Origin of the sequence: Bradyrhizobium sp. SZCCHNS3016, from assembly GCF_032484535.1 — a bacterium.
Lineage (GTDB): Bacteria > Pseudomonadota > Alphaproteobacteria > Rhizobiales > Xanthobacteraceae > Bradyrhizobium.
On the sequence record NZ_JAUETE010000001.1, the window covers coordinates 645462 to 670732 of the forward strand.

General features: G+C 64.7%; 29 protein-coding genes. 9 read left to right on the plus strand and 20 right to left on the minus strand.

The annotated features are described in order from the left end of the window. Positions 1 to 33: 33 nt before the first annotated feature. The 3 genes from QW881_RS02980 to xoxF5 all read right to left on the minus strand — a co-directional run bounded on the left by QW881_RS02980 (position 34) and on the right by xoxF5 (position 3639). A complete protein-coding gene (locus QW881_RS02980) occupies positions 34 to 1143 on the minus strand; it encodes an S-(hydroxymethyl)glutathione dehydrogenase/class III alcohol dehydrogenase (protein WP_315756267.1) in 1110 nt (369 codons plus the stop codon). 78 nt (positions 1144 to 1221) lie between these two features. Continuing rightward, a complete protein-coding gene (locus QW881_RS02985; RefSeq protein WP_315741285.1) occupies positions 1222 to 1701 on the minus strand; it encodes a c-type cytochrome, methanol metabolism-related in 480 nt (159 codons plus the stop codon). A 132-nt stretch (positions 1702 to 1833) separates the two neighbouring features. Further along, positions 1834 to 3639, minus strand: a complete 1806-nt coding sequence (gene xoxF5 / locus QW881_RS02990) for a lanthanide-dependent methanol dehydrogenase XoxF5 (protein WP_315756266.1) — start codon at positions 3637 to 3639, stop codon at positions 1834 to 1836. A gap of 407 nt (positions 3640 to 4046) precedes the next feature. Between xoxF5 and QW881_RS02995 the strand changes: the two genes are divergently transcribed. Next, positions 4047 to 4994: a helix-turn-helix domain-containing protein gene (locus QW881_RS02995; RefSeq protein WP_315741265.1), complete on the plus strand. Its 948-nt coding sequence runs from the start codon at positions 4047 to 4049 to the stop codon at positions 4992 to 4994. 20 nt (positions 4995 to 5014) lie between these two features. On the opposite strand, the gene QW881_RS03000 is transcribed toward QW881_RS02995, so the two are convergent. From QW881_RS03000 to QW881_RS03010, 3 genes are read right to left on the minus strand one after another with little or no spacing between them, the layout of a single operon-like run. Beyond that, a complete protein-coding gene (locus QW881_RS03000) occupies positions 5015 to 5950 on the minus strand; it encodes a transporter substrate-binding domain-containing protein (protein ID WP_315756265.1) in 936 nt (311 codons plus the stop codon). Continuing rightward, positions 5950 to 6291, minus strand: a complete 342-nt coding sequence (locus QW881_RS03005) for a cytochrome c (RefSeq protein WP_315756264.1) — start codon at positions 6289 to 6291, stop codon at positions 5950 to 5952. The genes QW881_RS03000 and QW881_RS03005 overlap by 1 nt, the downstream gene beginning before the upstream one ends. 25 nt (positions 6292 to 6316) lie before the next feature. After that, positions 6317 to 7981, minus strand: coding sequence for a methanol/ethanol family PQQ-dependent dehydrogenase (locus QW881_RS03010; protein WP_315756263.1), 1665 nt, complete (start codon positions 7979 to 7981; stop codon positions 6317 to 6319). Positions 7982 to 8363: 382 nt separating this feature from the next. On the opposite strand from QW881_RS03010, the gene QW881_RS03015 reads away from it, so the two are divergent. Further along, the gene (locus tag QW881_RS03015; protein ID WP_315756262.1) at positions 8364 to 8636 is read left to right on the plus strand and encodes a hypothetical protein; all 273 of its coding nucleotides are present in this window, start codon (positions 8364 to 8366) and stop codon (positions 8634 to 8636) included. A gap of 217 nt (positions 8637 to 8853) precedes the next feature. Continuing rightward, on the plus strand, positions 8854 to 8934 hold the full coding sequence (pqqA, locus tag QW881_RS03020) for a pyrroloquinoline quinone precursor peptide PqqA (protein ID WP_009031067.1): 81 nt from the start codon (positions 8854 to 8856) through the stop codon (positions 8932 to 8934). Positions 8935 to 9102: 168 nt separating this feature from the next. Here the strand turns inward: pqqA and QW881_RS03025 are convergent, their stop codons facing one another. Next, positions 9103 to 9411 carry an EthD family reductase gene (locus QW881_RS03025; protein ID WP_315741269.1) on the minus strand — a complete coding sequence of 103 codons (309 nt, stop codon included), beginning with the start codon at positions 9409 to 9411 and terminating at the stop codon, positions 9103 to 9105. A 215-nt stretch (positions 9412 to 9626) separates the two neighbouring features. On the opposite strand from QW881_RS03025, the gene QW881_RS03030 reads away from it, so the two are divergent. Continuing rightward, the gene (locus tag QW881_RS03030) at positions 9627 to 9839 is read left to right on the plus strand and encodes a hypothetical protein (RefSeq protein WP_315741270.1); all 213 of its coding nucleotides are present in this window, start codon (positions 9627 to 9629) and stop codon (positions 9837 to 9839) included. Between the two features lie 30 nt (positions 9840 to 9869). Here QW881_RS03030 and QW881_RS03035 read toward each other — a convergent pair whose 3' ends face one another. The 4 genes from QW881_RS03035 to QW881_RS03050 are packed head-to-tail and all read right to left on the minus strand — an operon-like array spanning position 9870 to position 12675. Beyond that, positions 9870 to 10217, minus strand: a complete 348-nt coding sequence (locus tag QW881_RS03035; RefSeq protein ID WP_315756261.1) for a hypothetical protein — start codon at positions 10215 to 10217, stop codon at positions 9870 to 9872. Positions 10218 to 10257: 40 nt separating this feature from the next. After that, positions 10258 to 10968, minus strand: a complete 711-nt coding sequence (locus QW881_RS03040; RefSeq protein WP_315756260.1) for an ABC transporter ATP-binding protein — start codon at positions 10966 to 10968, stop codon at positions 10258 to 10260. Next, positions 10958 to 11695: an ABC transporter permease gene (locus QW881_RS03045; RefSeq protein ID WP_315756259.1), complete on the minus strand. Its 738-nt coding sequence runs from the start codon at positions 11693 to 11695 to the stop codon at positions 10958 to 10960. Before QW881_RS03045 ends, QW881_RS03040 begins: the two co-directional genes overlap by 11 nt. Beyond that, on the minus strand, positions 11695 to 12675 hold the full coding sequence (locus QW881_RS03050) for an ABC transporter substrate-binding protein (RefSeq protein WP_315756258.1): 981 nt from the start codon (positions 12673 to 12675) through the stop codon (positions 11695 to 11697). Before QW881_RS03050 ends, QW881_RS03045 begins: the two co-directional genes overlap by 1 nt. A gap of 86 nt (positions 12676 to 12761) precedes the next feature. Between QW881_RS03050 and QW881_RS03055 the strand changes: the two genes are divergently transcribed. Next, positions 12762 to 13121 (plus strand): hypothetical protein, encoded by a 360-nt coding sequence (locus tag QW881_RS03055; protein ID WP_315756257.1) that lies wholly within the window; start codon positions 12762 to 12764, stop codon positions 13119 to 13121. 20 nt (positions 13122 to 13141) lie between these two features. Here the strand turns inward: QW881_RS03055 and QW881_RS03060 are convergent, their stop codons facing one another. Together QW881_RS03060 and QW881_RS03065 are read right to left on the minus strand one after the other, a co-directional pair. After that, a complete protein-coding gene (locus QW881_RS03060) occupies positions 13142 to 13963 on the minus strand; it encodes a quinoprotein dehydrogenase-associated SoxYZ-like carrier (protein ID WP_315741276.1) in 822 nt (273 codons plus the stop codon). A 56-nt stretch (positions 13964 to 14019) separates the two neighbouring features. After that, entirely contained in the window at positions 14020 to 14946 is a 927-nt protein-coding gene (locus QW881_RS03065; protein ID WP_315756256.1) for a quinoprotein relay system zinc metallohydrolase 2, read from the minus strand. Positions 14947 to 15107: 161 nt separating this feature from the next. Between QW881_RS03065 and QW881_RS03070 the strand changes: the two genes are divergently transcribed. Together QW881_RS03070 and QW881_RS03075 are read left to right on the plus strand one after the other, a co-directional pair. Then, positions 15108 to 15983: a substrate-binding domain-containing protein gene (locus tag QW881_RS03070; RefSeq protein WP_315756255.1), complete on the plus strand. Its 876-nt coding sequence runs from the start codon at positions 15108 to 15110 to the stop codon at positions 15981 to 15983. After that, positions 15980 to 16540: a PQQ-dependent catabolism-associated CXXCW motif protein gene (locus tag QW881_RS03075; RefSeq protein ID WP_315756254.1), complete on the plus strand. Its 561-nt coding sequence runs from the start codon at positions 15980 to 15982 to the stop codon at positions 16538 to 16540. The genes QW881_RS03070 and QW881_RS03075 overlap by 4 nt, the downstream gene beginning before the upstream one ends. A gap of 32 nt (positions 16541 to 16572) precedes the next feature. Here QW881_RS03075 and QW881_RS03080 read toward each other — a convergent pair whose 3' ends face one another. The 5 genes from QW881_RS03080 to QW881_RS03100 form a co-directional block, all read right to left on the minus strand. Continuing rightward, positions 16573 to 17184, minus strand: coding sequence for a hypothetical protein (locus tag QW881_RS03080; protein ID WP_315756253.1), 612 nt, complete (start codon positions 17182 to 17184; stop codon positions 16573 to 16575). Beyond that, positions 17181 to 18035 carry an ABC transporter permease gene (locus QW881_RS03085; protein WP_315741281.1) on the minus strand — a complete coding sequence of 285 codons (855 nt, stop codon included), beginning with the start codon at positions 18033 to 18035 and terminating at the stop codon, positions 17181 to 17183. The genes QW881_RS03080 and QW881_RS03085 overlap by 4 nt, the downstream gene beginning before the upstream one ends. Then, positions 18032 to 18847, minus strand: coding sequence for an ABC transporter ATP-binding protein (locus tag QW881_RS03090; RefSeq protein ID WP_315756252.1), 816 nt, complete (start codon positions 18845 to 18847; stop codon positions 18032 to 18034). Before QW881_RS03090 ends, QW881_RS03085 begins: the two co-directional genes overlap by 4 nt. Next, positions 18844 to 19821, minus strand: coding sequence for a YVTN family beta-propeller repeat protein (locus tag QW881_RS03095; RefSeq protein WP_315756251.1), 978 nt, complete (start codon positions 19819 to 19821; stop codon positions 18844 to 18846). The genes QW881_RS03090 and QW881_RS03095 overlap by 4 nt, the downstream gene beginning before the upstream one ends. A 293-nt stretch (positions 19822 to 20114) precedes the next feature. Then, complete coding sequence (locus QW881_RS03100) at positions 20115 to 21323, minus strand: ABC transporter substrate-binding protein (protein WP_315756250.1); 1209 nt, start codon at positions 21321 to 21323, stop codon at positions 20115 to 20117. Between the two features lie 142 nt (positions 21324 to 21465). Here QW881_RS03100 and QW881_RS03105 point away from each other — a divergent pair, with 142 nt between their 5' ends. Then, on the plus strand, positions 21466 to 21945 hold the full coding sequence (locus QW881_RS03105; RefSeq protein ID WP_315752900.1) for a DUF3280 domain-containing protein: 480 nt from the start codon (positions 21466 to 21468) through the stop codon (positions 21943 to 21945). 167 nt (positions 21946 to 22112) lie between these two features. On the opposite strand, the gene fghA is transcribed toward QW881_RS03105, so the two are convergent. Together fghA and QW881_RS03115 are read right to left on the minus strand one after the other, a co-directional pair. After that, positions 22113 to 22958, minus strand: coding sequence for an S-formylglutathione hydrolase (fghA, locus tag QW881_RS03110; protein ID WP_315756249.1), 846 nt, complete (start codon positions 22956 to 22958; stop codon positions 22113 to 22115). An 85-nt stretch (positions 22959 to 23043) separates the two neighbouring features. Next, a complete protein-coding gene (locus QW881_RS03115) occupies positions 23044 to 23664 on the minus strand; it encodes a response regulator transcription factor (protein WP_315713180.1) in 621 nt (206 codons plus the stop codon). Between the two features lie 154 nt (positions 23665 to 23818). Here QW881_RS03115 and QW881_RS03120 point away from each other — a divergent pair, with 154 nt between their 5' ends. Further along, positions 23819 to 25165: an ATP-binding protein gene (locus QW881_RS03120; protein WP_315756248.1), complete on the plus strand. Its 1347-nt coding sequence runs from the start codon at positions 23819 to 23821 to the stop codon at positions 25163 to 25165. Positions 25166 to 25271: the final 106 nt, after the last annotated feature.

A 25271-nucleotide genomic window follows, 5' to 3' on the forward strand; every position in this document is an offset into this window, starting at 1 on the left:
GGCGCAATCCTCCTCAGTTTTGCGTGCTTGGGGTCAGAACACGACGACGGAACGGATCGATTTGCCCTCATGCATCAGGTCGAAGCCCTTGTTGATGTCTTCGAGCTTGAGCGTGTGGGTGATCATCGGGTCGATTTCGATCTTCCCGTTCATGTACCAGTCGACGATCTTGGGAACGTCGGTGCGCCCGCGCGCGCCGCCGAACGCCGTGCCCTTCCAGACGCGTCCGGTGACAAGCTGGAACGGGCGGGTCGCGATCTCCTTGCCGGCCTCGGCGACACCGATGATGATCGATTCGCCCCAGCCGCGATGGCAGGCTTCCAGCGCCTGGCGCATCACCGTGGTATTGCCGGTGCAGTCGAAGGTGTAGTCGGCACCGCCATCCGTCAGCGCAACCAGATGCTGGACGATGTCGCCGGTCACCTTCTTCGGGTTGACGAAGTGGGTCATGCCGAAGCGGCGCCCCCATTCTTCCTTGCTGTCATTGACGTCGACGCCGACGATCTTGTCGGCGCCCGCCATCCGCGCGCCCTGGAGCACGTTGAGGCCGATGCCGCCGAGGCCGAAGACGATGACGTTCGAGCCGGGCGTGACCTTGGCCGTATTGACGACTGCGCCGACGCCGGTGGTGACGCCGCAGCCGATATAGCAGCTCTTGTCGAAGGGCGCGTCCTCGCGAATCTTCGCGACCGCGATCTCCGGCAGCACGGTGAAGTTGGAGAAGGTCGAGCAGCCCATGTAGTGGTAGATGGCCTGGCCCTTGTAGCTGAAGCGCGACGTGCCGTCGGGCATCAGGCCCTTGCCCTGCGTGGCGCGGATCGCGGTGCAGAGATTGGTCTTGCGGCTGAGGCAGCTCTTGCACTGGCGGCATTCCGGTGTGTAGAGCGGAATGACGTGGTCGCCGGGCTTGACCGAGGTTACGCCAGGACCCACCTCGCGCACGATGCCGGCGCCCTCATGGCCGAGGATCGAGGGGAAGATGCCCTCGCTGTCGAAACCGTCGAGCGTGTAGGCATCGGTGTGGCAGATGCCGGTGGCCTTGATCTCGACCAGTACCTCGCCGGCCTTCGGCCCTTCGAGGTCGACCTCGACGATCTCCAGCGGCTTCTTGGCTTCGAAAGCGACCGCGGCGCGCGTCTTCATGTCTCAAACTCCTCTTTCATTCTCTTGAGCCCGCGACGCTGCCCAGGGAAACTGTTCAGGCGCGGTCCCCGTCGTAAGTCATTTCTTGCCCATGCAGGAGTTCTCCGCTTCCGTATAGGCTGGCGGTTTGTCCTCGTGCTTGGCCGGGCGAACGCGTCCCACCGCGTCATTGCCGCGGGCGCGCAGGTAGATGTAGAGGTCGTCCATGTAGCAGGCCACGTTCGGATTGTCGCCGAAAGCCGGCATGACGTTCTCCTGGGACGTGCTGACATTCTTGCGGCCGCTGGCGATGACACCGATGAAATCGCCGTAGCTCATGGTCTTGACCGAGTCCTTCAGCGCAGGCGCATAAGTCGATCCCATGCCGTCGGGCCCGTGGCAGACGTGGCATTCGGAATGATAGCGGCGGTATCCGGAGTAGGTGTACCAGTCGACCGATCCGTCGGCGCCCACCTTGTAGGTCGGATTGCCATCCTTATCGAAGTACTTCCCGTCCTCGGACTTGACGGCCGCAGGATCTCCCGGACTTTCCGCCCAGGCATTTTCGGCGACATTCATCCCGCCGGTTGCCAGGATCAGAGCCGTGGCGACCGCAAAACAGATTCTACGCAAGGGCGTCTTCCCTTAATTTTCTGGGGCAGGCGAACCGGCGCATGGACGAGATCCATGCGCCGGAAGCAGGTGCCTAGCTCACTGCTGCGGGAGCGAGAACACGGTGAGCGCGCCGCCCAGGGCGGTGTAGTTGCTCAGCGCTGCGTAGCCGCCGACCGCACCGAGACCGGCGGTCGGATCCGTCAGGCCCGCCGCGAGACCGATGCCGGCCCAGCCACCGACACCCGAGAGCACGGCGACATACTGCTTGCCGCCTGCCTCGTAGGTCGTGACGTTGCCGATGATGCCGGACGGAGTCTTGAACTTATAGAGCTCCTTGCCCGTCTTGGCATCGACCGCCTTGAGGTAGCCTTCGAGCGTTCCGTAGAACACCACGCCGCCGGCCGTTGCGAGCGCACCCGACCACACCGAGAACGGCTCCTTGTTCGACCAGGCGATCTTGCCGGTCTTGCCGTCCCAGGCGATGAAGTTGCCCATATGGGTCTCACCCGCCGGCGGATACATCGACAGCGTCGCGCCGACATAGGGCTGACCTGCGGTGTAGCTCACCTTGAAGGGCTCGTAGTCCATGCAGACATGGTTGGTCGGAACGTAGAACAGCTGCGTGTCCGGCGAGTAGGCGGCCGGCTGTTCGTCCTTGGTGCCGAGCGCCGCCGGGCAGATGCCCTTGGTGTTGACATCTTCACCCTGCTTGTCGGTCGAGTATTGATCGACGACCTTCGGGCGGCCGTAGGTCGGCGAGTTCTTGTCCATGTCGACGCCGGTGGTCCAGTTTACCTTCGGGTCGAACTTTTCGGCGACGAGGAGCTCGCCGCTGGCACGGTCGAGCGTATAGCCGAGTCCGTTACGGTCGAAGTGCGTGAGCAGCTTGCGCGGCTGACCGTTGATCGACTGGTCGGACAGGATCATCTCGTTGACGCCGTCATAGTCCCACTCGTCGTGGGGCGTCATCTGATAGACCCATTTCGCGACGCCGGTGTCGGCGTGGCGGGCGAAGATCGTCATCGACCACTTGTTGTCGCCGGGACGCTGCTTCGGGTTCCAGGTCGAGGGATTGCCCGACCCGTAATAGACCATGTCGAGCTGCGGATCGTAGGAGATCCAGCCCCAGGTGCAGCCGCCGCCGGTCTTCCACTGATCGCCTTGCCAGGTCTTCAAGCTCGAGTCCTTGCCGACCGGCTTGCCGAGTGCGGTGGTGTTGGCATCGAACAGGATCTGGTCATCCGGACCTTCGGAGTAGGCCTTCCAGACCTGCTTGCCGCTCTTGATGTCGTAAGCGGTCATGCTGCACTGGACGCCGAACTCGCCGCCGGACGTGCCGACCAGGACCTTGTCCTTCACCACCAGCGGCGCCGAGGTGCCGGTCTGGCCCTTGGTCGGATCGCCGTTGACGGCGGTCCAGACATGCTGGCCGGTCTTGGCGTCGATCGCCACCAGCTTGTCGTCGGCCTGATGCAGGAAGATCTTGCCGTCACCATAGGCGACGCCGCGGTTGACCGTGTCGCAGCACATCACCGGAATGACGTTCGGGTCCTGCTTGGGCTCGTACTTCCAGACGATCTTGTTGTCCTGCGCGAGATCGAGCGCATACACCTTGTTCGGGAACGGCGTATGCACATACATCATGTTGCCGATGATGAGCGGTCCGCCTTCATGGCCGCGCAGCACGCCGGTGGAGAAGGTCCACGCGACCTGCAGCTTGCCGACGTTCTGGGCGGTGATCTGGTTGAGCTTGGAGTAACGCGTATTGGCGTAGTCTCCCGCCGGCATCACCCAGTCCTTCGGGTTGGCCGACATCTTGACCAGCTCTTCACTGGCCCACGCGCCACCCGCGGCGAGCGCCGCGACTGACGTCAGACATGTTGCGAGTAGCACTCTTCGCATCGTCTTTCCTCCCGGGTTCAACTGAGGTTCCGCATCACGCGGCCCAGTATTCGTTTTCGGCATCATTGATTATCCACTTCCCAACCGGGAAACTTGCCCAAAAGAGAAAAGAGCTTGCTCAAGAGTGAAGCGAATAGAAGTTTTTGAAGGAGATTTTGCTTTGCTGGTCCGCAACATGAGGGCCACTCTTGTTGCGCAGCATCAATTTGCAGCATCGCGGTTCCACCGAGGGTTGACGTTTCCCTTGACCTTACAGAGATGAAGGCGGAGGATCAGACAGGGCGCGTTATGGAACGAGTGCGCCGCGAAAGAGCCGCAGCCTTAAAATGGGAGCAATCTTGCTGCAGTCTCGTTCGCCGTCCTGCGGCGGACCCGTTGCGTTTCGATCATGAATCGGTGGATGAAACATGTCCGATACGATCCGCTCGCTTAATACTTCGGGCTTCTCGCCGAAGAGCCAGATCCAGCGTTGGTCAGATGCACTGACCGACCTGTGCGGACGTTTCGATGTCGATCCGCTGGAGGGGGCCTCATTCGAGGGGCGCATCAATTTCACGACGGTGTCGCGCCTGAAGCTCTGCCAGATCGAGGCCAGCCAGCACCGCATTGCGCATTCCTATGCGCGTGCGCAAAAGGCGGCACATCCCTACATCAAGATCTTGTTCCAGACCTATGGAACGTCCTATTTCGAGCAGGATGGCCGCCAGATCGAGATCGGCCCCGGCGATTGCCTCGCCTACGATGTGTCGTCGCCGCACACGATCATCAGCCCCGCCTTGACGCGCCATGACGTCGTCATCGTGCCCAAGGAGCTGTTGCAGGAGCGCGGCTTCCGGTCGGAGAAGATGCCGGCATACAAGCTGTCGGCGCGGAGCGGGACCGGTCGGATTGCGCATGACGTCACCCATGCCGCGTTCGACGAGGCGACCCGGCTGTCGCCCAACTCGGCAGCCAGCGTCGCCGAGTCGCTGATCGATCTGCTGCTGCTGCCGCTGCGCGAAGCCGATCGAATGCTGGACCGTGCGGGACCCGAGGCGGTCTATATCCGCGCTCAAGCCTTCATCCGCGAGCATCTGCGCGATCCCGATCTGTGCATCGATCAGATTTCGGCGGCCCTTGGTTGCACCAAGCGCTACCTTCACATGGTCTTCAGCGATCGTGGGATGACGGTCAGCGACTACATCTGGCGGGCCCGGCTTCAGCATTGCCGGCAGGAGCTGGAGACGCAGAGCGGCAAGACCATCACCGATGTCGCGTTCTCATGGGGCTTTTCGAGCTCGTCGCACTTCAGTCGCGTCTTCCGCAAATATTTCGGCGTCGTGCCATCGTCGGTTCACAAGACTGCGGCGCGCTGAGTGGTCGTGGAGCGACCGCGCTAGTGTGCGCCGCTCCGGATGATCCTCTGGAATGCATCGCCGAGAATCACCGGCTCGCGCGGTGGAAGATAGGTCAGTCCGGCGGACTGACCGAGATTCGCCAGGGCCCCGGAGCCGTCGAGCTCCGTCAATGCCTTGTCGACCGATGTGATGAGCTCGGCCGAACTGGCCAGCCCGACATAACCTCGGTTCACGCCGATCGGATAGCTGTAGCCCGACCCGCCGAGCTTGGTGTCGGGATGAGCCGCCCGATACGCATCGAAACGTCTGCTATCGAGCAGGGTCGCGTCGAACTTACCCTGCTCGAGCGCGCCGAGCAGATCGTCCCGCGCCGGAATCAAATGAGTGATGTCGTCGATCAGCCGTCCCTTGTCGAACGTCATGAGGATGGCATCCGCCAACGTGCCGCTCTCGATTGCCAGCCGCAGCCCGGCCAGATCGCCGATGTCGGTAATCGGACGCTGTTTCGCGGAAGGTCCGAGAACGACGGTCAGTGTTGAGAACATGTACGGCTTGCTCGGCATCAGCGTGCCGAGCGGAACACGGCGACGGCGGTCGTCGCGCGTGGCGCCATCGAAGTCCGGCAGCTTGGCCGTCTTGACGCCCGGCGCGACCAAACCGTCCTGCGTGAACGCATAGCTGCCGAGCAACGAACAGCGTCCGTCCGATAGCAGTGCATTCGCCTCCAGCGCTGGACTGGAATCTTCGTCCAATTTGCTCTCGTACCACTGGATCTCGAGCTTCCTGCCGAGGCGGTCGGCGATCGCCTGACCGAGCAGGACATCGAAGCCGCCGCCGGGCTTGCCACGATGATGGACCGAGAGCGGCGGAAGATTTTCGTCGAGGCAGATGCGCAGCACGTCGTCAGCGGCTGAAGCCGCTGACGACACCGTCGAAATCATCAAGGCGGCCAACCAACAGCAGAGATGGCGCATCACTGCGCTCTCCGGCTCGAAACGTAGGCCCACAGCGCGGTGATCTCGTCATCGCTGAGAATGTCGCCCCAGGGCGGCATGCGGCCGTTCTTGCCCTGCTTCACCGTGGTGACGAAACGAGGCTGGTCATCGGGAAACCGGCGCAGGTCGGGCGTCACAGTGCCGGAGTTCACCATGTTGGGCCCGTGGCAGTGCGAGCACTTCTGAGCGAACGTCGTCTTGCCGAGGTCGACCGGGCTGTGTACAGCGCTGCCATCTTGTTGTTGGGCGAGGGCGGTCGTCGATGGCACGGCCAAAGTCGCCATGACGGCGGCGAAGGCCGCCGCCGTTCTCATGAACATGGTCTGTCTCACGGGCGATCCGCGCTCAATTCTTGACCGCGAAGACCCACAACGAGCCGCCTGCCGGAACGTTGGCGAGGCGCTCGTCACCGGAGAACAGCGAGTAGACGCCGCCGTAGCCGGAGGTGACAGCGACATACTGCACGCCGTCCTGCTGCCAGGTGACGGGCTGGCCCTCGATACCGGAGCCGGTCTGGAACTGCCACAGCTTCTTGCCGCTGTCGGCGTCGAAAGCCTCGAACTCGCCGGTCAGCTTGCCCGAGAACACCACGCCGCCTGCCGTGGACAGCACGCCGGAGAAGCGCGGGATGTCGCTCGGCTGCTCCCACTTGGTCTTGCCGGTCATCGGATCGATGGCCTTGAGCTGACCGCGCGGCCCTTCCGGCCAATCCCACAGATCCGTCAGGTCCATGCCGAGGTACCACTCGCCGGCCTTGTAGGTCGCAGGCTCGGTCTTGTAGTGACCGCCGAACACGAGCGTATTGGCATAGGCCAATCCCGTTTGCGGATTGAACGACATCGGTTCCCAGTTCTTGCCGCCGAGAATCGACGGATAGACCGTGACCTTCTTGCCCTCGCGCGCATCACGCGTCACGTCGGTCTCGACCGGCTTCCCGGTCTTCAGGTCGATGCTGGAGGCCCAGTTCACCTTCACATAGGGGTTGGCCGCGAGCAACTTCCCGTTGGTGCGATCGAGTACGTAGAAGAAGCCATTGCGGTTGGCGTTCATCAGCACCTTGGTCGGCTTGCCCTCGACATTCATATCGGCGAGCACCATCTCCGCGACCGCATCGTAGTCGAACGGATTGTTCGGCGAGAACTGGAAGTGCCACTTCATCTTGCCGGTCTTTGGATCAAGCGCGAGCACCGAGCAGGTGTAGAGGTTGTCGCCCGGGCGCACGGCCGCATTGAACGGTCCGGGATTGCCGACGCCCCAGAACACGGTGTTCTGCTCGGGATCGTAGGAGCCGGTGATCCAGGTCGAGCCGCCGCCCAGCTTCCAGGTGTCGCCCTTCCAGGTGTCGCCGCCGGGTTCATCCGGGCTTGGGACCGTGTGTGTGCGCCACAAATGCTTGCCCGTAGCGGGATCCCAACCATCGATGAAGCCGCGGGTGCCGAACTCGGCGCCGGAGATGCCGGTCAAAACGACGCCGTCGGCCACCAGCGGCGCGACGGTCATCGAGTAGCCTTCCTTGATATCGGCGGCCTTCTGCCGCCACAGCTCCTTGCCGGTCTTGGCATCGAGCGCAATCACGTTGGCATCGAGCGTCGTCCGGAACACCTTGCCGTCGTACAGTGCGGCGCCGCGATTGATGATGCCGCAGCAGACCACGCGCGGCGTCTCGGCGGGATAGTCGATCTTGCTCTTCCAGATCTGCTTGCCGGTCTTGGCGTCGACGGCCATCGTCGCATTGTGGGTCGTGACGTAGAGCACGCCCTGATAGACCAGCGGCTGCGATTCTTCACTGCGATCATCGGCGAAACTGTAGTTCCAGACCGGGACCAGGTTCTTGGCGTTGTCCTTGTTGATCTGGGTGAGCGGGCTGAACCGCTGCAGATTGTAGCCCATGCCGTAGTTGAGGACGTTTGCCGTATCAGTTGCACCCTTGACCAACTGATTGGCGCTCTGCGCGCTTGCACCATGTGATGCAAAAATGGCGAGGCCTGCGGCCAGCGCGATCCGCTTCATTCATTTCCTCCAAGATTTTTATGCGCGCCTATCCTGACGCTGCGGGAACAACACTCCCCTCGAAATCAGGAACCGTCAATACGAAAAGGTGGCAACGACCCTCGTCTCATCGGGAAGCCTTCCTCGTTCGATTCGGACGGAGCAGCCAAGTCGTTGTCGCTGCTCGCTGATCGAGTTCGGCATGATGGCACCGCTCCGATGCTGCGTTGCGGCATGAAGATTGCTTCACTGCATCATGCCGGGACAACAGAGGAGTAGGCGGATGAGACGAACCATCCTTTGGCTCGGCATGCTTTGTTGCCTTTGGGTGAGTGCGAGTGCGCGTGATCTCGGTCAGTGGGGAGCGGTCGATCCTGCGTTGCGCCATTGGTACGAGGCGTTGATGCAGCCCGACGTCCCGACGGCATCATGCTGCGGTGAGGCTGACGCCTACTTTGCCGATGCTATCCATGTCCGCGACGGCAAGACCTATGTCATCATCACCGATGACCGTCCCGATGAGCCGCGTGGCCGTCCGCACATCGATGTCGGTACCGAAATCGAGGTCCCCGATCACAAGCTGAAGTGGGACAAGGGAAATCCGACGGGGCACGGCATCATCTTCCTGAGCCGCAATCGATACGTGTTCTGCTATGTGCAGCCGGGCGGTGCGTGAGCGAAGCTGCCGTCCCGATCAGGGGGCGCGTCCTACGAGGATTGAGGCGGAACGGCGTCCAGCCAGGCGGCTGGATTTTTGTTTCGTTCAATCGATCGACAACCGCTGGGAAATGCTCCACGGTTGCGGAGCCTTGCGTTCCCCCTGATGCGGTCCTAGCTTCGACGTCGGCGCGAGCAATGCGTCAGTCAATGATAGTCGAACTTGGGAGCTTGAAATGGCCTGGAAGACACCGAAGATCGTCGAAGTGCCGGTTGGCATGGAAATCAACATGTACGCCTGTGCGGCGCGCAAGTAGCGCGTAGCGGTCTGCCAAGCCACGAAGAGCAAAATTTGCTTCGGACTGGCTTGGCGGATCCATTCTGCAGACGACCCGCGAGATCGTCCCGGCGACCGGCCTCTCGGCCGATCGGGTATGACGGGCACACCGCCGAACGTTGGTGACGGCCTGAGGACCGTCCAAGGATCAAACGTCCTGCGTGTCGAAGATATACAGATCGACGCCGCCATCGGCGAAGTTGGGCAGATCGCCCGCCGCCGCCTTGCCTTCGGCAGAGCCCATTCCCGCCTGCAGCGCCTGCATCGAATCGAATACCAGGGTGGCAACGAGGTGGATGTTGGTGGCGCCCGTCGGCCCATTCACGGGGCCGCGGCTGATATCGTAGCTCTTCAGGCCGGGAATCTTCTTCGCCAGCGGCACGTGGACGTTCATGTAGTGTTTGTCGAACGCCTCGGCGCTCTTGGGGGTCTTGTAGAGTACGAGAACCTTGGGCATCTGCTTCCTCCGCCTTCGCTCTTTTTGAGGTCGATCGACCGAGTCCATTGCAGCCGATCTGCCGGTTCGGATCAAGCGTCAGGGCCGGCTTGGCCCGGGGATGGTCGTTCCAGCCTTGGTTCCGCTGGATAATTTGTTGCGCAAAGAGAAACTGATGCAGCCGGATGTCGTAGTTTCAGGTACGTTGCTTCAGGCTTATCGAAGGACAACGAGCCATGAGCCCCATCGATCTCGTCATCACCGTCTGCGCAGTCCTGTCTCCGGCCACCTGCGAGGAGCAGCATCTCGTTTTCGCGGATGGCGGCGCCTCCCTGCAGCAATGCGCGATGAAGGCGCCGCCCTACATCGCCCAGTGGATCGGCGAGCACCCGAAATGGACGGCAGTGCGGTGGCGCTGCGAATATCCGCACACTAACGACAAGGCCTGAGGCCGGCTTGGCCGTCGGCACGCTGGCTGCCTACTTCGTGCACTCCTTGAGGTCCTTGTCCGCGACCGAGATCACGGCGTCGGCCTTGATGTCGAGGCCGCGTACGACGCACTGCCGCTCGCCGGCATAGCTCACCTTGGCGTCGTAGCGCCCAGGCTCGATGCCGGTGAGCTTCAGCCGTTCGTCGTGATCGAGCTCCTTGTCCTTGTCGCTCAGCGTCTGGTTCGGACCCCAGTTGTTCTGGCCGGCCGGAGAGAGCTGAAAGCCGGTCATCGTTGCGGTGGTCAGATTCCAAAGCCGGATGCCCTTGCTTTGTGCGACGGCTGCGAGCGGCATGGCGAACAGAATGGTTGCCGTCACGGCGAGTCCGCGTTTCATGGCATTTCCCTGGGTTTCCAATGTCCTTTGATTGCCATGACTATGACACGGAAAAATCCAGTCGCGCCAGATCGGCTTTGGTCGCCGCAACAGTGTCGTTGTTGCGCTGCGCGCGCGGCAGGTCAATCGGGACGGCATGCAGCAGACGGGCGGGGCGCGAGGATAGCAGGAAGATCCGGTCGCCGAGTCGCGCCGCGTCGTCCATGCTGTGCGTGACCAGGAGCGTGATCATCGGCCTGTTGGCCACCAGCGTCGCAATCTCCTCGCGCAGCCGCGCGGCGAGCGCGTCGTCGAGCGAAGCCAGCGGCTCATCCAGGATGAGGAAATCCGGCTCGACCGCAAAGGCGCGCGCCAGCGCGACGCGGCGGGCGAGGCCGAGCGACAACTCGCCTGGAAAATGGCTGCGATGTCCCTCGAGCTCGAGCACGCCGAAGATCGCGGCCAGCCTGTCCTCGGCGACACCGGGCGCTGCCAGCCGGACGTTGTCCTCCACCGATCGCCACGGCAGCAGCCGCGGCTCCTGGAAAACCATCGCCAGCCGGGCTCCCTCAGGCCGCGATACCTGGCCCTGATAGTCGTTGTCCAGACCGGCGAGAATCCGCAGCATCGTGCTCTTGCCGCAGCCGGAGGGGCCGACGACGACGCCGACCTCGCCCCGCTGCAGCGCAAAAGCAATGCCCGCAATCACCTCCTGGCGCTTGCCATTGGCGCTGGTGTAGCTCTTGGACCTGATATCGACCTCAAGCCGCACGGAGCCGCCACCTCGATGCGCGCTGCTCGAACGGCTGGACGATGACGGCCTCGATCACCAGCACCACGGCAGCAAAGCTGAGCGAGTAGGCGAGCAGCAGCGGAATGTCGAACAGCTGGAAGGCGACGCCGATCTCGAAGCCGATGCCGTTGGGCCGTCCGAGCAGTTCGGCCACCAGCACGATCTTCCAGACCAATGAAAGGCCGGAGCGCGCGGCAGCCGCAATATAAGGTGCGAGCTGCGGCAGCAGGACGTGGCGGAGGATGCGTCCGCGCGAAAAGGCAAACACCTTGGCCATCTCGTCGAGCGATGGATCGAGCGCGCGGACGCCTTCGCGCAAGGTGACGACGGCCGTCGGCAGCTTGTTGATCGCGATTGCTGCGATCGCAGCGACCTCAGTGAGACCGGCCCAGATATAGGCGAGCACGATCACCACCAGCGCCGGCAGATTGAGCAGCAGGATCAGCCAGGGATCGCCGAGGCGGTTGGCGAGCTGGCTGCGCCCCATCAAAAAGCCGATTGCCGAGCCGAGTGTCATCGACAGAGTGAAGGCGAGGGCGACGCGGGCGAGCGTTGCGCCGAGATGCAGAAATAGCGCGCCGGACCGCGCCTCCGCCACCGCAACCGCAAGCACGGCTGATGGCAATGGCAGCTTGGCGCTGCCGGCGACAGCCGCGGCAATCCACCAGGTGGCAAGCAGAAGCGCAAAGGACAACAGCCGCAGCACTAATCCCTCGCATCCGCCCTGTAGTAGGTGCCGGGACTGAGCTCAGCCGCGGGGCCGACCAGATCGCGGCCGCCGATCGAGGCGAGCACGCCGTAGAGAACGCGGGCGTCGGCCTCTTCCTCGGCCACCGGCCGGCGCGGAATACCTTCGCGATAGCGGTCGCGATAGACGCGCAAGGTGGCGTCGTCCTGTGCGCCGGTCAGCGGGGCGATCGTTTGCCAGTCGGCGTCGGAAGTCGCCAGGATCTCCTTGGCCTTGGCCGTGACGGTTAGGAAGCGTGCGACGAGATCGCGATGCTTGGCGGCCCAGTCCTCGTCGAAGACATAGCCGATCATCGCGGTGCGGCCCTTGGCGCCGAATGGCGGCAGCAGGTCCTCGACGCCGGCGAGCCGGCGGAAGCCCTTGGCCTCCAGCGCCGCGCAGAAATTCCAGTAGTTCAAGCCCGCATCCATCTCGCCGTCGGCCAGTTTGGCGGCCAGCAGCGGCGGCGCGCCGTAGGTGATGGTCGCCTGCGATTTCAGATCGACGCCGTCGCGCTTGAGCGTGGCCTGCAGCAGCAGCCAGCTCTTGTCGAGCGGTCCGCCGGCCACCGCGAGCTTGCGTCCCTTCAGATCGGCAAGCGTCTTGATCGGTGAGGTCGCCGGCACCATCACGGCGCCGAGCGCGCTCGAATAGGGATAGAAGGTCAGCTTGGCGCCGAGCGCACGCTCGCGCGACACCCACAGCCAGTCCGATACCATGATGTCGGCATTGCCGGCACGCAGCGCGATCTTGCCGGCCTCCGGGCTCGCAAGCTCGACCGCATCGATCGCGATATCCGCCTGCTTGTCCAGCTGGCGGGCGCGGATCACGGCCAGCTCCCAGGCGAAGGTGCCGGTCTTCTGCACTGCAACCTTGACGGTCTCCGCGGCGCAGCATGCCGTGACCGGCAGCAGGGCGCAGGCGATAATCGCCATCAACAAACGACCGATCTGCGTCATGAGCCTGTCTGCGTTTCCTTGAGATGTGTTCTTTTCAGCCTCATTCTCTTAGCATAGCTTCGGCTGCGATGCCGTGGAGGACTGTGATGCGTAGTGCTGTTCCGGTAGGACCGATTGTCGCCACCCTCATTGCCATGATCGTGCTGCGCGGGTCGGCTCACGCCGAGGATCTCAACGACTATCCGACCTCCGCGCGGGCCGAATATGTGTTCGGCTGCATGAAGGCCAATGGCGAGACCCGGGAGGCGATCGCGCAGTGCTCCTGCTCGATCGACGTGATCGCCTCGATCCTTCCCTATGAGCGCTACGTCACGGCCGAGACCGTCCTCAGCATGTCCCAGGTGCACAGCACTCTCGGCACCCAGTTCCGCACGTCCGAGCAGGCCGCCACCGCGCTGAACGATCTCCGTCGGGCGCAGGCCGAAGCCGAAGTGAGATGCTTCTGAAGCGCTGCCGCTCTGCCGCATCAAGTTCCTGAGCCGTCGGCCGGCCAGTCGTGCTCGAACACGTGGCCCTGCGTATCCTTCGCTTCCGCACGGAATTGCTTGGCGCCGTTCGACACGTAGGTGAAGCGGATATTGGGATCCTCCGAGATCGAGATGCCGCCTTCGACTGACAGCACCAGGCTGCCGTCCTGCGACAGCGTCAGCCGGTCGATGAAGAAGGCCGGAATGTAGAGCTGCGTCACCTGGTCCATCTGGAGCCCGGAATTGTTGGGATGCCCGACCATGACCTGCGCTTCGCGGATGCCGCTCGTGGCGCCGTCGCTGCTTTGCGTGAACTGTCGGTAGCGCATCTGGCCGATGCGCGCCTTGGCCTCGTCCGGATTCTTCGCCGCCGGGGCCGAGCAGCCTCCGGAAGCCTTGACGAAGGTCTTGACCACATAGAGCTGACCATCCGTCAACTCGGCCACCGCATGCACATCCGTGTAGTTGTTGACGCGGACCCGCGTCGAGATCGCGGTCACGTTGGCGTCCGCGCCGAGCGTGAACTTGGCCGCCATGGGCGCGGGATTCTGGTCGATCACCAGCGTGATGGTCTTGATGCGGCGCTCGTCGGCGGGCGACAGTTTGCTGCGCAGGGTGACGGGAACCACCGAGGCATCCTCGGCGCGCGTCGGCATCTCGATCGACAGCACATTGCTGCCGTCCTGCATCGCCTTGTTGTTGAAGATGTCCTGGACTAGTCCCGGCCAGGGATCGTAACCATCAGCGGCCTTCGCAGGTGCGAAGGCAAACGCGAGGCATGCCCCGAGAAGCAGGGTGGACGGCAGGTGGAGCCGGATCATGGCGCAATCCTCCTCGGGCAGTCGGGTGAATTAACTATCATAGCGCGTCGCCGCCCTCATTCCCATTCCATTTCCGAGAATGCCGCAGTCGCGTTGCGGGCATTGTAGTCGTCGAACAGCTCCCATTTGCCACGCTCCGATCCGGCGGCCCCAGCGGCGTCCGCGATCGGCTTGCCCGCCTTGATCAGCCCGCGAACGTCGTGGGCCAATATGTCGAGGTAGCGACGCTCGTCGCTGAGCGCCAGTGGCCACGGGCTGACAGGGCCGTGGCCCGGGACGACGCGCTCGGCCGGGATGGTCGCGAGCGCGGCCATGTCGGAAATCCAGCCACGCAGGCTGCCATCCATCACCGGGATGTGACGCAGGAATACGAGATCGCCGGCGAACAAGATCCGGCTCTGGTCATCATAGACGGACAGGTCGCAGTCGCTATGCGCGGTGCTCCAGGCCTTGAGCGTGAGGGTACGGCCGCCGAGGTCGAGCATCATCTCGTCGTCCACGAGGATCGACGGGGGGACGAGACGGACCTCGTCGATCAGCGCGGCGCCCATCAGGCGCCGGAACGCCTCGATGTAGTGCGGTCCGCGCAATGCAAGCGCGCGCGGCAGGTTCTTGGCGCCGACGAAGCGCGTGCCGTCGCCCTCGAATGCCGCGTTGCCGAATGCGTGATCCGGATGGGCGTGGGTGTTGATGACGTAGCGCACGGGCTTGGCGGTACGGGCGCGGATCGCTGCCAGCAGCGCGCGGCCTTCGCGGACGCTGCCGCCGGTGTCGATCACGGCGACCGCGTCGTTGCCGACGATGAAACCGACATTGGCGATGGCGCCCTCGTTCGCCGCGTTCATCAGCGCGGTCTGGCCGATGTGAACGAACACGCCGGGCGCGATCTCGCTGACCTCGAGTTCCGGCGGCATGGCAAGAGCGGCGCTGCCGAGCGCCAGCGCCCCCCAGGCGGTGATCGCGATGATCAGTTGTCTCACCATCGGCTTGCCTTGCTCGCGTGAGAGGTGTGCGTCAGGCGATGGACGTTGCGGTGCAGCAATGGGTCAACTCTTCGCGATGACGGCGGCTGTTGCACCGGAGCGGCCGGCGGCCTAGCATTTTCAAAAATACCGCGATGCGTTCGATAGGGATGGAAATACGGATGACGAAGCGTCACAAACTTGCCTGCTCGCTGGCCGTTGCCGCGGGGCTCACTCTGCTCGGACCGGCCGCCGCTTTCGCGCAGAGCAATGATGGCCTGGACCTGTCGATCGAGCTGGTCGATGCCAAGGTGCTCAGGGTCTGCGCCGATCCGCGCAATCTGCCGTTCTCGAACGAGAAGGGCGACGGCTTCGAGAACAAGCTGGCCGAGCTCTTTGCCGCCAAGCTGCAGAAGAAGGTGGACTACACGTTCTTCCCGCAGGCCACCGGATTCGTGCGCATGACGCTCGGCTCGCACCGTTGCGACGTGATCATGGGCTTTCCCCAAGGGGATGACCTGGTGCAGAGCACCAGCCCCTATTACCGCACGGCCTACGCGATCGTGACCAAGCCGGGCTCCGATCTCGCCGATGTGACGACGCTGGAGGATGCCAAGCTCAAGGGCAAGCACATCGGCATCGTGGCGGGCACGCCGCCGGCGACCAACATGGCGCTGGCCGGGCTGATGCCGACCGCAAAGCCCTACCCGCTGATGATCGACACCCGCGTCGATTCGTCGGCGGAGGCGATGATCAACGATCTGAAGTCCGGCGATATCGATGCCGGCGTGCTGTGGGGCCCGATGGCAGGGTACTACGCCAAGCAGGCGAGCCCGCGGCTGCACGTGACGCCGCTGGTGAAAGAGACCAGCGGGCCGAAGCTGATCTATCGCATCGCCATGGGTGTCCGTGGCGCGGACCAGAACTGGCGCCGTCAGCTCAACAAGCTGATCCAGGAGAACCAGGGGGAGATCAACAAGATCCTGCTGGACTTCGGGGTGCCGCTGCTGGACGAGAGCAATCATCTGATCACCGCCGAGGCTGCGGCGAAGCCATGATCGGTCGGCTCAGCGCTGCGGCATTGGCAGGTGTGCTGCTGATTGCCGTGGCGGTGCGGGCCGATGATCTCGTGCCGGAGCCGGACAGCTATCGCACCGAGAACTATCGCGCGCCGGTGCCGACGACCCTGAGCGGAGCGCGCGTGCTGTCGACGCGGGAGACCGAGGCGATCTGGCGCGCGAAGTCCGCCGTCTTCGTCGATGTGTTGCCGCGGCCGCCCAAGCCGAAGAACCTGCCGGCCGGGACGGTGTGGCGCGAGCAGCCGCGCCTGGACATTCCCGGCAGCATGTGGCTGCCCGACACCGGCTATGGTGTGCTGGCGCCCCAGACTGAGGACTATCTGAAGCGCGGGCTGGCGCACGCATCGGGCGGCGACCTCGGTCGTCTGCTCGTGTTCTACTGCCTCGAGGATTGCTGGATGTCGTGGAATGCCGCCAAGCGCGCGCTGACCTACGGCTATCGCAATGTCGCGTGGTATCCGGACGGGACCGACGGCTGGAGCCGCGCCGACCTGCCGCTGCAGCAGACGCAGCCTGAGCCGCGGCCTGAGGAGTGAGCGGGGAGGGCGGCGGGAGCGCATCAAAACAGCTACTCCATCTCCTGCTGGATCTCCCGGGCCAGCGCGAACAGGCGCTGGTCGATTGCGGTCGGCACCTCGCAGACGAACTTCATCACGCGACGCCGATCCTCGAAGATGCGCGTCTCCCAGTTCAACTGGTTGGTCATTTCCTCGACCTTGGCCTGATCCGGCACGGCGCTGCTCTGCATCTCCTGCAGCTTGATCGTGTCGCCGCGCACTTTGTCGACGGCCTCGCGCTGCTTGCGCATGACGCGCTCGAGGCCGTTCATGACCGATGTCCGCTGCGCGTTCAGCGTGTCGAACAGCCCGACGAACAGCAGCTTGCCCTTGCGTGTCTTCTCCTCGGACGTTCCGGTCAGGAAATCGGCCACGTCCTTCTGGGCCTGCTCCAGCGGGATACGGCGCGCGGCAAGCTTGGCGACGAGCTCGGCCACCTTCACATCGTTCTTCCAGCTCGCGCCGACATCGTCGATCGGCGGGCCGGACCACACCGCCGCGATGGAGATTTCCGGCACCTTGGCCTGCGGGCAGGGCCAATCCTGATAGCGCGGATCGGCGGCTTGCGCAGCACTGGCTGACACAGCGATGGCGACGGCCGCCAGTATCGTTCTCAACCTCATGCCTCGCCTCCGGGACCACGCCTGACAAAACCCCGCGACGGATCATAGGCCAGGATCGCGCCGATCATGAATACGGCGGTGCAGCCGCCGACCACCGCGAGCGAAACCCAGTTCAGCTTGCCGTACAGCGCAAAGCGGATGAGCTCGACCGCGTGGGTGAAGGGGTTGGCTTCGCAGAGATAAGCCAGCCAGGGACTGCCTTCCTCGACCCGCCAGAGCGGGTAGAGCGCCGATGAGGCGAAGAACATCGGGAAGATCACGAAGTTCATGACGCCGGCGAAATTCTCGAGCTGCTTGATGCCGGAGGAAATCAGCATGCCCAGCGCGCCGAGCATCAGGCCGGACAGGATCAGCGCCGGCAGCACCGTCAGATAGCCCATCGGCGGCGGGGTGATGTCCCAGAACCAGGCGATGGCGAGAAACGCATAGACCTGCAGCACCGAGACGGCGGTGCCGGCGAGCAGCTTGCAGAACAGGAGATAGCCGCGCGGCAGCGGGCTCACCAGCAAGGTGCGCATGTTGCCCATCTCGCGGTCATAGACCATCGACAGCGACGACTGCATGCCGTTGAACAACTGGATCATCGCCATCAGGCCGGGTGCGATATAGACCTCATAAAGGATGTAGGTCTCGTACGGCGGAATGATCGAGATGCCCAGCACCTGGCGGAAGCCGGCGGCGAAGATGAACAGCCAGACCAGCGGCCGCACCAGCGCCGAGACGAAGCGCTCGCGCTGATGCAGGAAGCGCAGGCCCTCGCGCCAGACGATGCCGGTGAGGCAGGTGATGTATTCGCCGGCCGAGAAGCCGCTGCGTGTGGGTGGGGGGGCGTGCACGGTGGTGACGGTCATGGCTCGGAGCTCCGCGCCGGACTGGCCTGGGTCGTCAGCCGCGCGAACGCCGCGTTGACGTCGGTCGCACCGGCCTCGGCAATGACCTGCGGGACGGGCCCGCGCGCCAGCACGCGGCCTTGATGCAGCACCACGAGATCGTCGGTCGCGGCGATCTCATCGAACAGATGCGTCGCCCAGAGCACGCCGATGCCCTGCTCGGCGACGAGCTGACGGACGTGACCGACGATGTCGGCGCGCGCCTTGACGTCGAGGCCGACGGTGGCCTCGTCGAGCAGCAAGAGGCGCGGCCGGTGCAGCAGGGCGCGAGCAATCTCCAGCCGGCGCATCTGGCCGCCGGAGAGGTCGCGCACCTTGTTGCCGGCGCGGTCGGCGAGGCCGATCCGCGCCAGCAGCTCCTCGCTGCGCGCGCGGGCCTCGCGGCGGGCGATGCCGTGCAGCGCGGCGTGATAGAGCAGGTTCTGGGTCAGCGACAGATCGAGATCGAGCGTGCGCGGCTGGAACACGACGCCGAGCAGTCGCAGCGCTTCGCCCGGCGTCCGGCCGATGTCATGGCCGAAAATGCCGATCTGGCCGGTCTGCACCGCGAACAGCCGCGTGATGAGCGAGAACAGCGTGCTCTTGCCGGCGCCGTTGAGGCCGAGCAGGGCGGTGAAGCTCGCAGGCTGGACGGCGAAGCTGACGTCGTTGAGCGCCTTGCGTGCACCGTAGGAATGGCTGACGCCGGCGACCGACAGCGCCGGGACCTGCTCGGGCGCCGTCTGCGATGCAGAGCCTGTCGAGTCGAGAGCGGGTGCGTTCTGCGTCGTCATGGCTGTGCAATCGTGATGCCCCAGGGCAGCTCGCCGACCTGGATGGTCTTGATCACCTTCTGCGCGGCGACGTCGATCACCGAGACGTCGTTGGAGACGCCGTTGGTGACCAGAAGATATTTCTCATCCGGCGTGAACTCCATGTGCCAGACGCGCTGGCCGACCAGGAGATATTTCTTCACCTCGTGGGTGGCGCCGTCGACGACGGCGACACGGTTGGCCGGGCCGAGCGCAACGAAGCCGGTCTTGCCGTCCTTGGTCAGGGCGATGCCGACCGGCTGGATCGCCTCGCTGCGCAGGCCGGGCACGGCGAACTTGATCTTGCCGGTGACCTCGCGCTTGGCGGGGTCGATGATCGAGACGGTGCCGCCGATCTCGGCCGAGACCCACAGCTCCGAGCCGTCGCTCTTGAACTCGGCAAAGCGCGGCCGCGCATCGACCAGCACATTGGCGACGATCTTGCGGGTCGCCGTGTCGATGAAATGCGCCATGTTGGTGGTTTCGGAGGTGCAGATCAGGATCTTGCCGTCCGGGCTGAGCATCATGCCCTCCGGCTCGACGCCGACCTGGACGTCGCCGATGCGGACGCGCTTCTCGAGGTCGAGCACCGTGACCGTGTTGTCGTTCTCGTTGGCGACATAGAGCGTCTTGCCGGCGGCGTCCTGCGCGAACAATTCGGGATCGGGACCGGAGGGCAGGGTGTCCACCACCTCCATCTTCTTGGCATCGATCACCTGGATGGTGTCGTCGTCACCGACCGCGACCATCACGAACTTGCCATCGCGGGTGAACGCAATGCCGCGCGGCCGCTGCCCGACCTTGATGGTCTTGGTGACCGTCCAGGTGTCGGTGTCGATGACGGAGACGGTGTTGCCCTTCTCGTTGGACACGAAGGCGACGTAGGCGGAGGCGGGGGCTGTGTGGGCCAGTGATAGCGCGGCGGTGAGCAGGCAGGCTGCTGTGCTGAAGTGCATCCGATGTCGTGGCCGTCCTTCGAGACGCCCGCCTGCGGCGGGCTCCTCAGGACGAGGGCTGTGTGTGCGGTGAGATCCAAGACTCTCTTCGTCGAGACCAGAACGGTGGAGACCCTCTCCATAAGGACGCTCCTCATGGTCAATGTTTAGCACCGGCCTCGGTGCTAAACCCTCATGGTGAGGAGCGCCGGCTTCGGCGCGTCTCGAACCATGAGGCCAGCGGCCAGCGGCCTCAAAGGATTTGCACCAACGTGTCGGACTAAGCATTTCCATCAGCATGGTTCGATCCGACATCATTGCAGCTTGCACTTGGTTTCGGGGCGGTCGACGCCGAGCGTGTCGAGTTCGGAGACCTGGTGCAGAAAGCCCTCCTGCGGCGAGACCGAGACGATCATGCGGCCGTCGGCAAGCAGGATCGGCTGGCGCAATTGCAGGTTCCAGTCGCGCAGCGAGAGGCGGGTGCCCTTGAAGGCGGCGATGGTGAAGTTCGGGCCCTTGAGGTAGTCGGTCATCGTCTTGGCGTCGCCGGAGTTGGTGCGCGAGGCGGCCTCGCCGACCATGCGCACGGCCATCCAGGCCTGCATGTCCAAGGCGTCCATGCGGCGCGAGGCGAGCTTCATGAAGCGGTTCTGCAATTGCGTCGCCCCCCACTGGTCCTGTGCCGGATCCCAGCTGGTCGGCCGCAGGCCGGCGGAGCCCGCGACGGGGCGCGGATCCCAGGTGCGGTAGGGCAGATAGTTGGCGAATACCTCGCTCTCGTCGGCGGTGACCAGCACGTCATAGGCCGGCGCCTTCTGCGTGAACACCGGCATCTGGCGCTGGATCAAGGTCACACCGCTGTCGGTGCGGCGCGCGCCGCCGGTGTCCGCGAAGGTGCGCTCCTCGACGATCTTGGCGCCGAAGCGGGTGGCGGCGCGGCGCAGCGCGTCGGCGAACAGTCTGTCGTTGTCGTGCGAACCGGTGACGAGCAGCCAGCGCTTCCACTGCTTCCAGACCAGATATTGCGCCAGGCCGTCGGCCAGCATCGAGCGCGTCGGTGCGACATGGATGACGTTGGCGCGGCAGTCCTGCTCACGCAGGCGGTCGTCGGTGGCGCCGACATTGAGCAGGGTGACGCCGCGGCCCCGCAACGCATCTGCGACCTTCAGCAGCGCATCTGCCGGCAGGTCCACGAGGACGAATCCCGTCTTGCCGGCGAGCTCATTGGCGGCCTGCGCGGCGTCCTCGTCATCCTTGACGCGGCGGTCGATCAAAGTGAAGCGCTGGTTGAGGAACTTGCCGGTGGTGTTGTTGTCCTCGATCGCGAGCTTCGCGCCGGCCACGCCATCATCGGCCGCAGGCTGGTCGAGCGGCGACAAGGTCTGCGGCACGCTGGCGCGGCCGAGATAGCCGATCGCGATGTCGACCGGATCCGCCGCGCTGGCGGCAGTTGCGGCGGCGATGAGGCCGATCGCGCCCATCAGAGATCGGGCCAGAACTCCCAGGACCACATGTCCTCCCATTGTTCCCTCGTCCTTGTCCGGCGAGGTTTCGTCTTGCAAGATGAACGAATTGGCCTAGCTTTCAACCCCACTTTTGGCCGCTGTCGCGTCATTTCGGATCACGACCTTGAAACTTGCCGTTCTCCCCGCGTTCCTGATCCTGATGTCTGCGACATCAGTGCATGCCGAGCCGACCAAGGTGGCGGTGTTCGACTTCGAGCTGATCGACACCAGCCTGCAGGGCGAGGTGCAGGGCCCGCGCCAGGACGAGCAGAACAGGCTGGCGCATGCGGCCGAGCAACTGCGCGCGGCGCTGCAGGACTCCGGACGTTTTCGCGTGCTCGACATCGCTCCTGTTAACGATGCGGCGCACCACAGCAATCTTCAGGCTTGCGGCGGCTGCGACGTCAAGCTCGCGGGCGACATCGGCGCCGATCTCGCCATCACCGGGACGGTGCAGAAGGTCTCCAATCTCATCCTTAATATGAACATCTATCTGCGCGACGTTCACACCGGCAAGCCGGTCGCGGCGATGACTGCGGATATGCGCGGCAACACCGACGAATCCTGGACGCGCACCATGGCTTGGCTCGTCCGCAACCGCCTGCTGGCGCCGAACTACGGTGCGCCGCAGGCGCAGTAGCCGACGAGATATGACGGTGCATTCTCGCGGCGGATGACGCCCGAGCTTTGCGTGCCGGTCGCCCCTTGGAAAACAAGAGGCGCAGGGAAGGCCGGGAGCTGAGGACGATCAAATCGGCTCGACGGGGGCATGATCGCGCCCGTCGGCCAAATCGGCCGCGGCTGACGTCAGCGGCCGAGCCGCGCGGCGTGCCAGCGCAGGTGATCGGCCATGTAGGTCGAGATGAAGTAGTAGCTGTGGTCGTAGCCTTCCTGCTTGCGCAGCAAGAGCGGGATGTTCGCTTTCTCGCACGCCGCCTTCAGCAGCTCGGGGCGCAGCTGCTGGGTCAGGAACTGATCGGCGGTGCCGACATCGACCAGCAGGTCGGAGACGCGCGCGCCATCCTCGATCAGCGCCACCGCATCGTGCTTGCGCCACGCCGCCTTGTCGGCGCCGAGATAGCCGCCCAGGGCCTTCTCGCCCCACGGCACCTGCGAGGGCGCGACGATCGGCGAGAACGCGCTGGCCGCGCGGTAGCGGTCCGGGTTGCGCAGCGCCACGGTGAGTGCGCCATGGCCGCCCATCGAGTGGCCCATCACCGACTGCCGGCGCGGGTCGACCGGGAAGCTCGCCGCGACCACGCTCGGCAGCTCCTCGGTGACGTAGCTCCACATGCGGTAGTTCTTCGCGAACGGCTCCTGCGTCGCGTCGACATAGAAGCCGGCGCCGAGGCCGAAGTCATAGGCATTGTTGGGATCGCCGGGCACGCCGTCGCCGCGCGGCGAAGTGTCGGGCGCCACGAAGATCAGGCCGAGCTCGGCGCAGGCGGCGCGAAACTCGCCCTTTTCGGTGACGTTGGCGTGGGTGCAGGTCAGGCCGGAGAGATACCAGACGACCGGCAGCTTCGCGCCGTCGGCATGCGGCGGCACGAACACCGAGAACGTCATCTCGGTCTTGGTCTCCTGGCTGGCGTGGCGATAGACGCCCTGGACGCCGCCATGGGATTTGTTCTGGGAGACGGTCGTGAGGGTCATGGGATCACCTGTTCGGCAATGATGTCGGGCCGCTGGCGCGCGTGCCGCCAACGCGTGTCAAGCTGCGTCGTTCAATCGGGGCGAGTCAAGCGACGCCGTTCTCGATCGCCAAACGCACCAACTCGCCGGATGTTCGCACGCCGAGCTTCTGGCGGATGATCGAGGAGGTGTTGGCGACGGTCTTGTAGGACGAGTGGATCAGCCAGGCAATCTCGGACAGGCTCTTGCCGGCGCTGAGCAGGCGGAGGATCTCGAGTTCGCGCGAGGTCAGCTTCGCCAGCGGGCTCTGCGCGACCGCGGCGCCCGCGAAGGCGATGCTGCGGGCGATCGCCGGCGGCAGATAGCTGCCGCCGCGCGCGACCTCGCGGATCGCCTCGGCGAGATCGTTCGGGTCGCCGCTCTTGGAGACGTAGCCCTTGGCGCCGATGTCGATGGCGCGCGCCGCGAACACTGGATCGTCGTTCATGCTGAACATGATCAGCCGGGCGTTGGCATCGTGGGCGAGGATGCGCCGCGCCAGCTCGAAGCCGGAGACGGTCGGCAGGTTGATGTCGACGACGCAGACGTCCGGCCGGCGCGCGATGAAGCTGGCTTCGCCGCTCTCGGCGTCGGCGGCCTCGAGCAGCTCGAGGTCCGGATCGGTCGAGAGCAGGGCCCGGCAGCCTGATGCCACAATGGGATGGTCATCGACGATCAGTACGCGCATGGCCTTGGGGTCCCGGACTTCCAACTCGCGTCATTGTTGCGATGCATCATGGATGCATGCTGCGCGGTCTGGCATCATGTTGCAATTAGATCGCCGGCGGATTTGTCTGTCAATGTGAGGACGCGTGAAACCCGGTGGCTTTGAGGCGGAGAGAATGTGGCAGAATTGGTCGTTGCGGACCCGCATCAACGTGCTGCTGGCGCTGCTGCTGACGCTGGGCCTCGCCATCAACATCGGCCGTCTCGTGCTGGAGGCGGCGCCGCGCGTGCTGGCCGAGGACCAGAGCGTCATCCGCCTGACGCGGGCCTTCGTCGAGACCATCATGGACGAGGTCAACGACGCGCCGGATCCGAGCGCGCGCCTCGATCGGATCGTCGGTGATCTCCGACAGCTTCGTCACGTCAGCGTGAGACGGCAGGGCATGCCGGCGCAGACCCCGCCCTCTCCGGGCGTCGGCCGCGCGGCGCCGGCATGGTTCATCGCACTGGTGCATCCCGACAAGACCTCGGTCAGCATGCCGGTCATCGTCGCCGGCCGGAGCGACACGCTGGTGATCACGTCGCATCCCGACGACGAGATCGCGGAGATCTGGGACGGCATCGTCACCCAGCTCGTCGTCAGCTCGCTGGTCGGGCTGGCGTTGTTCGCGATCACCATGCTCGTGGTCGGCCGCGCGCTGGCGCCGCTGGCGGATCTATCGGAGGCGATGAGCCGGATCGAGGCCGGCGCCTATGATACCCGCGTCAAGCCGGGCGGCGCGCCCGAGCTCGCGGCACTCTGCGCCAAGCTCAACCATCTCGCCGGCGCGCTCGGCGAGGCGGTGGAGGAGAAGCGCCGTCTGGCCGAGCGCACGGTGTCGTTGCAGGACCACGAGCGCAAGGAGATCGCGCGCGAGCTGCATGACGAGTTCGGGCCGCATCTATTCGCGCTGCGCGCCCATGCCAGTGCGCTGATGCGGCTGCCGGAGGCTGCGACGCTCGACGTCGCGGCGATGCGCCGGCACGGCCAGGCGATCCTCGACCAGGTCAACGCCGTGCAGCAGTTCAACCGCCGCATCCTCGAGCGGCTGCGGCCCGTGGGTCTCGCCGAGCTGGGCTTGCGCGAGGCGCTCGGCGCATTGGTGCGGCTGTGGCAGGAGTCAAGGCCGGAGGTCGTGATCGAGACCAGGTTCACCGACATGGTCGTGCGCAGCAATGAGACGGCGGAGCTGACGATCTACCGGGTGGTGCAGGAAGCGCTGACCAACGTGTTCCGCCACGCCGAGGCCACCGCGGTCGACGTCACCATCGAGCCGCTGCAGCAGACGATGGCCGGCCACCGCCGCAGCTACACGCGGGTGCGCGTCCGCGACGACGGCCGCGGGTTCAGCCCGGAGCACAAGCTCGGCTTCGGCCTCACCGGCATGCGCGAGCGGCTGCTGGCGCTCGGCGGCACGCTGACGGTGGCCTCCACCGGCACGGGCGTCACGATCGAGGCCATGGTGCCGGCCGACGCGGCGTGAGTTCGGCCGCTGGGAACGAACCACCCGACGCCGCATTCAACGAGCGACTTGCGATCCGCGTGAGCCGCAGCCCGGAGCGCTCGATGGCGAATGGATCGTCATCCCG

What these genes read in the sequence shown, in the direction of transcription:
- QW881_RS03015 (WP_315756262.1), top strand. Translation starts at nt 8,364, where the DNA reads ATGCAGCCCGACGTCCCGACGGCATCATGCTGCGGTGAGGCTGACGCC.
- QW881_RS03115 (WP_315713180.1), bottom strand. Translation starts at nt 23,664, where the DNA reads ATGCGCGTACTGATCGTCGATGACCATCCCATTGTGGCATCAGGCTGC.
- QW881_RS03105 (WP_315752900.1), top strand. Translation starts at nt 21,466, where the DNA reads ATGTCTGCGACATCAGTGCATGCCGAGCCGACCAAGGTGGCGGTGTTC.
- QW881_RS03025 (WP_315741269.1), bottom strand. Translation starts at nt 9,411, where the DNA reads ATGCCCAAGGTTCTCGTACTCTACAAGACCCCCAAGAGCGCCGAGGCG.
- QW881_RS03090 (WP_315756252.1), bottom strand. Translation starts at nt 18,847, where the DNA reads ATGACGACGCAGAACGCACCCGCTCTCGACTCGACAGGCTCTGCATCG.
- pqqA (WP_009031067.1), top strand. Translation starts at nt 8,854, where the DNA reads ATGGCCTGGAAGACACCGAAGATCGTCGAAGTGCCGGTTGGCATGGAA.
- xoxF5 (WP_315756266.1), bottom strand. Translation starts at nt 3,639, where the DNA reads ATGCGAAGAGTGCTACTCGCAACATGTCTGACGTCAGTCGCGGCGCTC.
- QW881_RS03050 (WP_315756258.1), bottom strand. Translation starts at nt 12,675, where the DNA reads ATGACGCAGATCGGTCGTTTGTTGATGGCGATTATCGCCTGCGCCCTG.
- QW881_RS03005 (WP_315756264.1), bottom strand. Translation starts at nt 6,291, where the DNA reads ATGTTCATGAGAACGGCGGCGGCCTTCGCCGCCGTCATGGCGACTTTG.
- QW881_RS02980 (WP_315756267.1), bottom strand. Translation starts at nt 1,143, where the DNA reads ATGAAGACGCGCGCCGCGGTCGCTTTCGAAGCCAAGAAGCCGCTGGAG.
- QW881_RS03080 (WP_315756253.1), bottom strand. Translation starts at nt 17,184, where the DNA reads ATGAGGTTGAGAACGATACTGGCGGCCGTCGCCATCGCTGTGTCAGCC.
- QW881_RS03035 (WP_315756261.1), bottom strand. Translation starts at nt 10,217, where the DNA reads ATGAAACGCGGACTCGCCGTGACGGCAACCATTCTGTTCGCCATGCCG.
- QW881_RS03055 (WP_315756257.1), top strand. Translation starts at nt 12,762, where the DNA reads ATGCGTAGTGCTGTTCCGGTAGGACCGATTGTCGCCACCCTCATTGCC.
- QW881_RS03065 (WP_315756256.1), bottom strand. Translation starts at nt 14,946, where the DNA reads ATGGTGAGACAACTGATCATCGCGATCACCGCCTGGGGGGCGCTGGCG.
- QW881_RS03010 (WP_315756263.1), bottom strand. Translation starts at nt 7,981, where the DNA reads ATGAAGCGGATCGCGCTGGCCGCAGGCCTCGCCATTTTTGCATCACAT.
- fghA (WP_315756249.1), bottom strand. Translation starts at nt 22,958, where the DNA reads ATGACCCTCACGACCGTCTCCCAGAACAAATCCCATGGCGGCGTCCAG.
- QW881_RS03060 (WP_315741276.1), bottom strand. Translation starts at nt 13,963, where the DNA reads ATGATCCGGCTCCACCTGCCGTCCACCCTGCTTCTCGGGGCATGCCTC.
- QW881_RS03030 (WP_315741270.1), top strand. Translation starts at nt 9,627, where the DNA reads ATGAGCCCCATCGATCTCGTCATCACCGTCTGCGCAGTCCTGTCTCCG.
- QW881_RS03100 (WP_315756250.1), bottom strand. Translation starts at nt 21,323, where the DNA reads ATGGGAGGACATGTGGTCCTGGGAGTTCTGGCCCGATCTCTGATGGGC.
- QW881_RS03075 (WP_315756254.1), top strand. Translation starts at nt 15,980, where the DNA reads ATGATCGGTCGGCTCAGCGCTGCGGCATTGGCAGGTGTGCTGCTGATT.
- QW881_RS03085 (WP_315741281.1), bottom strand. Translation starts at nt 18,035, where the DNA reads ATGACCGTCACCACCGTGCACGCCCCCCCACCCACACGCAGCGGCTTC.
- QW881_RS03120 (WP_315756248.1), top strand. Translation starts at nt 23,819, where the DNA reads ATGTGGCAGAATTGGTCGTTGCGGACCCGCATCAACGTGCTGCTGGCG.
- QW881_RS03000 (WP_315756265.1), bottom strand. Translation starts at nt 5,950, where the DNA reads ATGCGCCATCTCTGCTGTTGGTTGGCCGCCTTGATGATTTCGACGGTG.
- QW881_RS02985 (WP_315741285.1), bottom strand. Translation starts at nt 1,701, where the DNA reads ATGAATGTCGCCGAAAATGCCTGGGCGGAAAGTCCGGGAGATCCTGCG.
- QW881_RS03095 (WP_315756251.1), bottom strand. Translation starts at nt 19,821, where the DNA reads ATGCACTTCAGCACAGCAGCCTGCCTGCTCACCGCCGCGCTATCACTG.
- QW881_RS02995 (WP_315741265.1), top strand. Translation starts at nt 4,047, where the DNA reads ATGTCCGATACGATCCGCTCGCTTAATACTTCGGGCTTCTCGCCGAAG.
- QW881_RS03070 (WP_315756255.1), top strand. Translation starts at nt 15,108, where the DNA reads ATGACGAAGCGTCACAAACTTGCCTGCTCGCTGGCCGTTGCCGCGGGG.